This is a genomic window from Micromonospora sp. NPDC048871 (assembly GCF_043198155.1).
GTDB lineage: Bacteria > Actinomycetota > Actinomycetes > Mycobacteriales > Micromonosporaceae > Micromonospora.
Genome location: NZ_JBICUM010000005.1, coordinates 75,297 through 84,691, shown reverse-complemented (window position 1 = coordinate 84,691; position 9,395 = coordinate 75,297). Strand labels below are relative to the sequence as shown.

Here is a 9,395-nt window from a genome sequence, read left to right as displayed (position 1 = left end):
ACCCCCCCAATCACCTCCTAATTGTTTTCGCGCCCCCCCTCCCCGCCGTAAACACCCCCCCGCCGCCCAATTTGTAAATGTGGTCGCTCTGGGGGGGGGGGGGGGGGCCCCCCCCCCCCCACGACGCGTTCTCGATTACCACCCACTGCTCCTGACGACGAGGTTGGACAGATGACGGACGCCACGGTCGGCATCCCCGTGACCGCCACCGGGCTCGAACCGGCCCCGGAGCCCGCGAGCAGTTCGCGTGCCCAGAACCGCAAGGCCCGAAAGAATGCAGCGAAGGATCCCAAGCGCAAGATCACCTGGGACCTGGTCTGGGCGCAGCGAGCCCTGCTCGCGATGGCCGTCCCGCTGCTGCTGTACCAGATCCTGTTCAAGTACGTCCCGGTCTACGGCTGGGCGATCGCCTTCCAGGACTTCAAGCCGGCTCGCGGCAGCAGCCCCTGGCCGGGTCCCCGCAGCCTCTGGAACCAGCAGTGGGTGGGCCTCGAGAACTTCCACAACCTGTTCACCGGTGTCATGGGTGAGCGGTTCATCCGGGTCGTGATCAACACGATAGGACAGTCGGTCCTGACCCTGACCGTCGGTACCCTCGGGGCAATCGTCCTAGCGCTGCTGCTGAACGAGGTCAAGAACCTGCCGTTCAAGCGAGTCCTTCAGAACATCACCTACATGCCCCACTTCCTCAGCTGGGTGATCGTGGCGAGCATGGCATCGGTGGCGCTCTCGCTGCCCTCCTCCGGCGGGTTCATCAACCAGGGCCTCATGAACCTGCACATCGTCGACCAACCGGTCCTGTTCCTGACCGAGCCAAACTACTTCTGGGGGATCGTCGCCGGGACGAACCTGTGGAAGGAACTGGGCTGGAACACGATCATCTACCTGGCCGCGATCACCGCGATCGACCCGAGCCTGTACGAGTCCGCCGAGGTCGACGGAGCAGGCCGCTTTCGCAAGATGTTCAGCATCACGCTCCCGAGCATCAGGCCCACGATCGTCGTGCTGCTCATCATCAACAGCGGCTGGATCCTGTCCACGAACTTCGAGCTGCCGTACTTCCTCGGCAACGGCCTGGTGTCCGACAGGTCCGAGACCATCGACGTCTTCGTGCTGCGCTATGGCTACGAGCTGGGCAACTACAGCCTCGCCATCGTCGCGGGCATCTTCAAGACCATCGTCGCCGTCATCCTGGTGGGCGCGGCGAACCAAGCGGCCAAGCGCCTCAACCAAGAGACGCTGGTCTAGGAGGACTTCATGTCAAGCACCACTGTCGCGAAGCCTCTGGCGCGGCGCGCATCACGGGGCGGGTCACGGCGTCGCAAGTGGACGACCGAGCAGATTGTCTTCACGACGCTCAACACGACCTTCCTGCTGGCCCTCGCGGCGGTCATGGTCTACCCGCTGCTGAACACGCTCGCCATCTCCCTGAACGACGGCATGGACGCCGTCCGTGGCGGGATCGGCATCTGGCCTCGGGACTTCTCGCTGCAGAACTACAACGTCGTGTTCAACATGCACACGATCTACCAGGCGTTCTTCATGAGCGTCCTGAAGACGGTCGTGGTGGTGGCGACAAACCTGTTCTTCACCTCGATGCTCGCCTACGCGCTCAGCCGCACAGAGTTCATCTTCCGCCGCCCGATCACCGTGATCTTCGTGCTGACGATGTACTTCGACGCCGGGCTGATCCCCAACTACCTGCTCATCAAGGACCTGGGCATGCTGAACACCTTCCAGGCCTACTGGGTGCCGACGATCATCAGCGCGTTCAACCTGATCATCCTGCGCACGTACATCAAGTCGATCCCTGAGGAGATCATCGAGTCGGCACGGATGGACGGTGCGGGCGAGTTCCGTACGTGGTGGCAGATCGTGATGCCGCTGTGCAAGCCCGCGCTGGCCGTGGTGGGTCTGTTCGTGGCGGTGGGCAGCTGGAACGCCTGGCTGGACACCCTGCTCTACGCCTCGGGCAATCCGGCGTTGACCACCTTGCAGTACGAGTTGCAGAAGCTGCTGTCGAGCTCGATGAACGCCGGCGTGAACTCCGTGGCCGCCACGGGCGCCGCAGCCTCTGGCGGGCAGGTCACCACACCGATCGCGCTGCGGTCGGCGATCACCATGGTGGCGGCCGTCCCCATCCTGTTCGTCTACCCGTTCCTGCAGAAGCACTTCGTGTCCGGTCTCATGATCGGCTCCGTGAAGGGCTGATCGCGTCGGCCTCCCGCCCACCGCAGGAGGCCGACCCCGTCCTCAGGACCCGCAACTGCGCACACTGAAAGGCCCCGACCATTCTCCGTTTCAACCCCGCGTCGCGACTGTGGCGCATCCTGGACTCGCTCGGCTCCATCATCCTGATCAGCCTGTTCTGGCTCCTGAGCCTCGGCCTTGTCGTGACGGCGGGAGCGGGAACGGTGGTCGCCTACGAGGTGTGCCGCCGGTACGTCCTGGGCAAGGACGGTGGCGTCCGGGCCATTGCTTCAAAGGCCTTGCGGCAGAGCTGGAGGCAGGCGACCGTCGTCGGTCTGCTGGCCGTCCCGGTCGCGGCCGTCGGCATCCTCTCGCTCTCCTACCTGCCCACCCGCGGGCTGGCCGAGGTCTGGGTGCCGCTCATTGTCGTCGGACTTTTCCTCCTGCTCCTGGTCTTCTGGTGCCTCCCCCTCGTAGCCCGCTTCACCAACCCCACCTGGCGCCAGGTGCTCAACGGGCTCACGTTGGGGCTGACGACGCCCAGCCTGACGTTCCTGCTCGGGATCGCCGTGGTCCTCGGGGGCGTCGCCATCTGGAACTTCATGCCCGCGGTGTTCGTGGTGCCCGGCCTGATCCTCCTGTGGTGGTGCTACCTGCTCGAGCGGTTCTTCGTCGCCCGGGGGTACGTGCAAATGGAGCCGAAGGAGGCAGAGGCCTGACGCTCTCCAGCCGTGGACCTGAGTTGTCTCGTGAAGCGGCTCGCGGCGATCTTGTACACAGAACGGTGGGGGTGGACCAGCTTCGGTGGCCTGGGCACCGACGTCTGGGAGGTGTCGAATGTCCAGCAGCGTGCAGTCACGGAACCAGACCTCCTTCATCGTGGCACCGGAGAACTGACTCTGGGACAGGTTGCAACCGGTGAATCGGACGCCGGACAGGCGAGCCCCGGTGAAGTCGGCTCTCGTCATGTCGCATGCAGTGAAGGTGACCGCCGTGAAGGCAGCGAACCGCCACCCCGACAGGTCCAGCCGGGACTCCTCGACCGCCACGTCGGCGACCACTCCGTCGGTCCAGCTAAACCCGGTCATTCGCGGCCGTGCCAGCCGTACGCGGGTCAGGGTCGACTGGCGGGCGTGCAGGTTCGCCAGGGTACTCCGCTCTACCGTGCAATCGACGAAGGTGGCTCGGTCCATGTCCAGGCGGCTGAGGTCGGCGCCCGAGAACCGACATGGCGCGAAGTCGAGCAGTTCCGCACGGCGGCCGCTCACGTCTGCGTCGGTGAAGGCCAGGCCACGGTGGCTGGCCTCCGACCTCACGTCGTCATCGGGCAAAACCGCCGTCTCACGGTTGCACCCAACACGGGCTTGCGGGGCGTACGAGGGGACACCTTTCCTCGGCGGACTCCTCGGATGTCCATGAAGCACACCGTAGCCCTCGCAGAGACGCATCCATCTAGGTCCTCTTGGATGCGACTCGCCTACCACCCACCCTGAGGCAGATCCGTATGTCCGCGGCAGCGGCGAGACCCCCACATCGACAAGCCACCGAACCAGACCTGAACCAACACCAAGAACACGTTCCACATGTGAGTGACGCCATGATCGACACCAAGTTCGTCTACGTTCGGTTGCTCGCCGTCTCGCCTGGCGGCAAGCCCGATTCGGTAAGGTTGCGCGACGGGTGTTACTCAACCCAGCCGTTTCCACGACGTGCGGATCTGCCGATGAGCGGTTGCTCCGTGGTGTGAAGTGAACCGCAGAGGTGGCCCGAGCCTTGGTCGGTGACCTCAGCCCGGGTTCTGTGTCGGACCTCAGTTCAAGGCGATGTAGAGCCGTTGACCGGCAGGTCGGTAGCCGGCGCGCTCGTATATCCGCCACGATTCGTCGCCCGAGGCCTCCAGCCAGGCGATTTCCGCGCCTGCGGTGAACAGCCGCCGGGATGTTTCGGCGGTGATCGCGCCCGCCAGTCCCTGGCGGCGGTAGGGCTTGCGAACGGCGATGCCGGCGACCTCGCTTACCGCGCCGGTGGGCGGGACCGCCCCGCCACCTCCTGCGCAGGTGCCGTCGTCAGTGACGGCCATAACGGCCACGCCTCCGGCATCCTGCTGTCGCCGGAGGCGAGCTACGTCATCCTCGGAGGCCACCGAGTCGCCGCCGAAGGCTTCGTTCTGCACGCTGATCAGCGCGGCCCGCTGAGAATCGGTGCCTGGTTCGTACAGACTGAGGTGGTCGAGCGTGGGTGGTGTCTTCAATGTGTCGGGCGTACAGAGCAGGTAGGTGTGCCGGGCTTCCACGATGAAGCCGGCGGCGGTCAGAAGTGCTTCCAGGCTTGGGGCGCAGCTGGTGACGTACTCCAGGCGGGGTTTGCGATCAGCCGCGTGGAAGGCTGCGACCAGGGCGGTGACATCGGCCGCGGTGATGGCAGTACCGGGACGCGGCGTCGCGTAGTTGATGTAGGGACTGGTCGTTGTCGGATCCATCCCGATCACGAACGGCCCCACCTCTACGGGCGCGGGTCGGTTGGACAGGTTGGCGGCGACGGACTGCTGAATGCGAACATCCATGATCAACGTGAACCTCGATGCATGAGAGAAGCTGCGGTGCGCGGAAAGAAGCGTTGGACCGCTGAACCGTGATAGAGCCGCGCGACGATCATTCGCCGCGTGGTCGACACTCAGGCGGCCGCTCGGCCTACCCGGATCACAGGCGTCATTCCCTCATGCAGAGTGCCCACGCCGATCGCGTGGTCGGCTGCAAGGTTGCCGCAGCCGGCTTGAGCTTGTCAACCCTTGATCACTGCCGCAGCCGCACATGCCGCCGACCAGGTGCGTTGGCGCCGGAGGGCCTTCACCCCGGGTCGCTTCGAGCGGAGGACGTCGGAGCAGCTACCCGCCAGATGCAGCTTTGAGGATCGGATCTGCTGCACTCTCGTGGACAGAGCGCCGCTACCTCCCGGCGATGGGGTAGCCGATCGCCGGGAAATCGCCGTCGGCGGTGAACACGACCGTCCACTCGTCACCGCTGCCGTTGCTCATCAGCGCCGCCTCGTCGTCGCCCCACGCCGTGGTGTAGTCGTAGTAGGGCTCCCCGCCGTCGATGATGCGTTCCAGGACAGCCAACGCCTTGCAGCGCTGCCGCAGAAGGTCGATGCCGGGCAGTCTGGCGGCCACGTCATACACGGTCACCGCACGAACCTACGTGGCGCAGCCAGCGCCTCGATGCCCACTCGGCCCGATGTTCTTGGCACGTTGCTCGCGGCGCATACGCACATACCGCTGACCGCTGACCGCTGACCTCTACCTCGGCAAGGGGTCCCACCACCGCGTACCACCATGCTGTAGTCCTGGCGGTAGCGCCGTTTCCACCTCTCCTCCCGCATGCCCGGCCACCGCTCGCATGCATCAACCGGCACCGGCGATCGCAGCCCAGGTCCGTCAAATCCGCGACCTGGGCGACGCTGTCCGGGCGACGCGAACCTCACCACCCATCCCGCCTCACACACGCATTCCGCCTCCGACGGCAGAATCCGCCACCCGATCTCCATGCGCCACGCCACTCAGCCGGTCAGCACGACGGGCACGGCACGGCCGTCGCATGGGGCTCCACCATTCCGCGCCTCCAGACCCGCCACGTACGTCGCCCCACCTGCGCCCTGGTCAGCCGGATCCCGGCTCGACGCCGACACCTTCGGCCAGCACATCCCTCCCCGAAATGCCGCCAACTATCAGGCGCTGGCTGACACACGACGCTCCCGCCGGTCGTGCACCCGCAGCCAGGGCCAGCCCCGAGCACATCGACCTTCACCGAAAGGCAACTCGCCATGGAAACGCGTCATCAGCTCCACGTCCGTATCGACCAGACCCCATCAACACGTACGACCACCTCGTCAACGTCCTCCTCACCCGAGCCCTGCTTCAGCTCACGCGACATCACGCAATCGGCAGGCAGACCTGCCCCTCACCCCTTGGCCACCATCGAGGGACAGACCATGAAGGCCCGCCCGCACAGGCCACAGAGCCTCCCGACCACAGCCGTCAGGGGTCGGCTTGACGCCGCGGGAAAGCAGCGGGTGGATAGACGTCCACACCAGACATCTGACGCCACCGCCCACCAGGGCCGCAGCGTCACCAGCCCATGGCCGCAGCCAGGCTGCAACCCCGAAAGGACAGCCGTTTCATGCCCGCCCCACCCCCAACCCACCCCGCCGAACGCCGCCGCTCAGCGGCCGTCTGCCGGCTGATGCTCGATCGCCTCACCGACGCCGAGGCCTCCGACCTGCTCACCGGACTGCTCGGGCCGACATGGCCGAGGCGGGAGGCCGGGGCCGCCGCCGAGCTGGTCCGCCTGGCCGGGGCCGGAGACCCGCTGGCGGACGTCCGGGCCGTCTTCTCCTGGTCGGATCAGACCCTGCCGAGGCCCGTGGCGCGCGCCTTCCGACTGCTCGGTGTGCTGCCCGCAGCGGAGGTCGACGCGGACGCTGTCGCGTCCCTGGCGGACGTGACCGTCGGCGCGGCGAGCCAGCACGTCGATACGCTTGCCCGAGGTCGTCGAGGGTCTCGAGACGTGACGACAGCTGATCCACCCGACCGCTGTCACGGTCGGCGCTGGAGCAGGCGATCCCGGTCAGCCGCTTCGCGTCCCGCCTCGTGGTCGCGGCAGGTCGGACCGCTGGGCTGTGGGCGACCGGCCGGCACTGGGCACGGCCGGGCGCCCGGCCCACGTCACCTGGCCGAGGCCGCCTTCCGCTGCCACATCAGCTGGATCTTCGACTCCATGAACACGGCCAGCTCCGGCCGTCGCTCCTCGACGAAGAAGTGCCCGCCGTCGAACTCGGTGGTCTCCACGGGGTGCTCGGTGTACCGCTGCCACTCGTGGGTGATGACCTTGTCGTCACGGCCCTTCATCACCGCGATCGGGCACCGCAACTGTTCGACAGCCACGTCCTGGTAGCCGCCCAGCAACCTGAGGTCGCCCCCGATGATCGGCGCGAAGTAGTTCATGAAGTCCGCGTCGGCCAGGTTCTCCTCGCTGAGCCCGCCGTAGTCGCGCAGCACCTTCTTGATGCCCTCCGGGGTGTCCAGATCGGATACTGCCGTGAACCCCCGGCCGCACGGCGCGGCCGACCCGGAGGTGAAGAACATCAGCGGGGGGTTGTCCAGGCGTTGCTGGCAGAGCTTGGCGACCTCGTAGCCGACGATGCTGCCCATGCTGTGTCCCCAGATGACGTACGTCCCGCGGAAGGAGTCCACCAGCTCGGTGAAGATGTCCCGGGCGAGCAGGGGCAACGACGCCGGCATCGGGGTGTTGGTCCGCTGTTCCCGCAGCGGGTACTGGACCACCCGGACGTCGATGCCGTCGCTGAACGCCAACTTCCACTTGCTGTAGTACAACGTCCCCGAACCCGCGTGCGGAAAGCACACGAGCGGGAGCTTCTCCACGATGCTCACTGGCACCCTTTCCCGTCCTGCTGTCAAGCCGTCGACCAGAGCACTCGGATCGCCACGGACGACGACACGGCCACGTCCACAGCACCGTGTGGCCGCGTCGCCGACCGATACGGTCATGCCCTTTCCAGGAACCTCGAGGCACCGAAGAACCCGACCACCGTCCACGCGCCGAGCATGATGTAGCTGATCGGCTCTGCTTCGAACGTCGTGTGCGCCAACGACGCCCTCATCACTTCCGCCATGTGGTAGATCGGCAACACCTCGTGCACGGCCTGGACCCAGCCGGGCAACCGTTCGATGGGGAAGTTGATCGGCGAGAACATCAGTGAGATGAACGCGATCAGCTGCGACAGGGCCATGGCGGGCTCGGCCGCCATGACGAACGAGTAGCCGTACCCGATGGCGAAGCAGGACAGCACCATGAGCACGAAGCCCGGGAGGATCGTCCACGAGATCGCGTAGCCGGGCTCAAAGATCAGGTGCGCGACGAAGACCGAGATGGCGATGGCCGGGACGGTGACCAGGGCCCAGATGCCGACATCGGCGATCAGGAACAGCTTGCGGTCGACCGGTAGCGCCTTGACGAAGTCGAGGTAGCCGGTCATCTTCGCGCCCGCGTTCTGCATCGGCACGGTGACCAGAGCCGTCATGATCAGCACGATCGTCGGCGCGCCGGTCGCGAGGTACAGCATGCCGCCGCCATCCGGCGCGGGCATCAGGTACGAAAAGCCGATCGCCACGCCGAGGGCGATCACGATCATGATGACCGAGAAGACGACCAGGTAGCTGCCCTGCTTCCGGGCTTGGAGCTCGATCACATACTTGAGTTTGCTACCGGTGGACACCTTCGACCGCTCCCTTGTTGCCGACGAGTTCGATGTACATGTCTTCGAGGGTGATCTCCGTGAGGGAGTACTCCGTCAGCAGACCGCCATCACGCTGCTCGGCGGCCCACTTGAGGGCCTCGGCGGCGAGTTCGCGCTCGAAGGTGAGGGTCAGTTTCGCGTCCGCGACCTTCAGGCTCTCGCCCCAGGCGGGCCTGACGAATCGGTCCTCGGGCGCCGTGGCGACGGCTTCCAGCTTCATCCGGTTGCCGGCCGTCTCGCCCTTGATCTGTCGGACGTCGCCCTGCGTGATCACCTTGCCCTCGTTGAGGATGGCCATGGTGTCGACGGCGCTCTCGGCCTCCCGGATGCTGTGCGTGACCACCACGACGGCCGTGCCGTCCTTGGTCAGGTCGCGGATCGCGCTCCACAGGAAGCGCCGCCGGACCGGGTCGACGTCGTTCGTCGGCTCGTCCAGGATCACCACGCGACCGGGCGCGACGGCGGCCATACAGAACCCGGTGAGGCGTAGGATCCCGCCGGAGAGCTTGTTGCCCGGCGCGTCCGCCCACTGCATGATGTCGAGCCGCTCGAACAGCTCGGTCGTGCGCCGGTCCACCTCCTCGGCGCTGATCCCGCGGAGCTTGCCCATCACCCGGGTGACCGCACGGGGCGTCAGCTCACCCAGCGGGGTCTTGGACTGGGGCTGCACCGAGCACAGGTAGCGCCCCAGGTTCCGGTTCTTCGTGATGTCCTTGCCGTCGATCACGATCGAGCCCGCGTCGGGCTTCAACAACCCGAGCAGCTGGTTCACGATCGTCGTCTTGCCCGCGCCGTTGTGGCCGAACAGGCCGAACACCTCGCCCCCGTCGACGCGCAGGCTCACGTCGTCGTTGGCCACCGTCCGACGACCCCTTGACTTATACGTTTTCGTG

Annotated in this window: 8 protein-coding genes and 1 pseudogene; 3 read left to right on the top strand and 6 right to left on the bottom strand. The window is 66.2% G+C overall.

Annotated features, from left to right (window positions below; genetic code table 11):
- Positions 1–171: 171 nt before the first annotated feature.
- From ACGFIK_RS13945 to ACGFIK_RS13935, 3 genes are all read left to right on the top strand, one after another.
- Entirely contained in the window at positions 172–1,248 is a 1,077-nt protein-coding gene (locus ACGFIK_RS13945; protein WP_327026637.1) for an ABC transporter permease subunit, read from the top strand.
- A gap of 9 nt (positions 1,249–1,257) precedes the next feature.
- Positions 1,258–2,211: a carbohydrate ABC transporter permease gene (locus tag ACGFIK_RS13940; protein ID WP_327026638.1), complete on the top strand. Its 954-nt coding sequence runs from the start codon at positions 1,258–1,260 to the stop codon at positions 2,209–2,211.
- A gap of 203 nt (positions 2,212–2,414) precedes the next feature.
- Positions 2,415–2,909: a hypothetical protein gene (locus ACGFIK_RS13935; protein ID WP_393339540.1), complete on the top strand. Its 495-nt coding sequence runs from the start codon at positions 2,415–2,417 to the stop codon at positions 2,907–2,909.
- Positions 2,910–3,047: 138 nt separating this feature from the next.
- Here the strand turns inward: ACGFIK_RS13935 and ACGFIK_RS13930 are convergent.
- The 6 genes and pseudogenes from ACGFIK_RS13930 to ACGFIK_RS13905 all read right to left on the bottom strand — a co-directional run.
- A pseudogene (locus tag ACGFIK_RS13930) lies at positions 3,048–3,278 on the bottom strand (pentapeptide repeat-containing protein); the annotation flags it as partial.
- A gap of 722 nt (positions 3,279–4,000) precedes the next feature.
- Positions 4,001–4,753 carry a GNAT family N-acetyltransferase gene (locus tag ACGFIK_RS13925; RefSeq protein WP_393339537.1) on the bottom strand — a complete coding sequence of 251 codons (753 nt, stop codon included), beginning with the start codon at positions 4,751–4,753 and terminating at the stop codon, positions 4,001–4,003.
- A gap of 381 nt (positions 4,754–5,134) precedes the next feature.
- Positions 5,135–5,374: a hypothetical protein gene (locus tag ACGFIK_RS13920; RefSeq protein WP_327026640.1), complete on the bottom strand. Its 240-nt coding sequence runs from the start codon at positions 5,372–5,374 to the stop codon at positions 5,135–5,137.
- Positions 5,375–6,910: 1,536 nt separating this feature from the next.
- Entirely contained in the window at positions 6,911–7,642 is a 732-nt protein-coding gene (locus ACGFIK_RS13915; protein WP_393339534.1) for a thioesterase II family protein, read from the bottom strand.
- A gap of 107 nt (positions 7,643–7,749) precedes the next feature.
- A complete protein-coding gene (locus ACGFIK_RS13910; RefSeq protein WP_327026642.1) occupies positions 7,750–8,481 on the bottom strand; it encodes an ABC transporter permease in 732 nt (243 codons plus the stop codon).
- Positions 8,468–9,361, bottom strand: a complete 894-nt coding sequence (locus ACGFIK_RS13905) for an ABC transporter ATP-binding protein (RefSeq protein WP_327026643.1) — start codon at positions 9,359–9,361, stop codon at positions 8,468–8,470. The genes ACGFIK_RS13910 and ACGFIK_RS13905 overlap by 14 nt, the downstream gene beginning before the upstream one ends.
- Between the last annotated feature and the right edge of the window lie 34 nt (positions 9,362–9,395).

What these genes read in the sequence shown, in the direction of transcription:
- ACGFIK_RS13940 (WP_327026638.1), top strand. Translation starts at nt 1,258, where the DNA reads ATGTCAAGCACCACTGTCGCGAAGCCTCTGGCGCGGCGCGCATCACGG.
- ACGFIK_RS13945 (WP_327026637.1), top strand. Translation starts at nt 172, where the DNA reads ATGACGGACGCCACGGTCGGCATCCCCGTGACCGCCACCGGGCTCGAA.
- ACGFIK_RS13925 (WP_393339537.1), bottom strand. Translation starts at nt 4,753, where the DNA reads ATGGATGTTCGCATTCAGCAGTCCGTCGCCGCCAACCTGTCCAACCGA.